Source organism: Bacillus sp. SIMBA_005 (assembly GCF_046535585.1).
GTDB lineage: Bacteria > Bacillota > Bacilli > Bacillales > Bacillaceae > Bacillus > Bacillus pumilus.
This window is the reverse complement of sequence record NZ_JAWRWI010000065.1, coordinates 1-409: the sequence shown is the minus strand read 5'-3', so window position 1 is coordinate 409 and position 409 is coordinate 1. Positions and strand designations below refer to the sequence as shown.

Genomic DNA, 409 nt, shown 5'->3' with positions numbered 1-409 from the left:
CAGCCTTCCGGGCCGATTGAGAGATAAGCTTGCGAAGCTCCATTTTTACCAGATCCGCCAGCAACTGTCAAAGCACTTAAAGCTCGCCAACAGGGGTTATATCAATGCTCATAATTTGTGATGGCGCTTCAGGATGATAAAAGAAGTAACTCACCCAGCTCGAAACCGGACTTTCTCCAAGGAGTCTTTAAGCACCACAACGAGAAACCCTATAACTTAGGTTAATTTTATTTCGCGCCATGCATTCATCATTCTTCAGCGCAACTCCAAATCCTGGAGCTTGCTTAGAACCTTGCTCAGCAGATAAATCATTACAAGATATAACCTGTGATTCCCTCTCGCTTCTTAGGTAGGCTCCAAAACTTAAGCAAGGACTTGAACCATAATAAAAACACCTATTTAGACCGAC

The 409-nt window shown here is 43.5% G+C and carries 1 protein-coding gene; it reads right to left on the bottom strand.

From position 1 onward, the window contains the following. Positions 1-187: 187 nt before the first annotated feature. Positions 188-409 (bottom strand): hypothetical protein (locus tag SB660_RS19115; protein ID WP_410583792.1); only part of this gene is annotated, 222 nt, incomplete at its 5' end.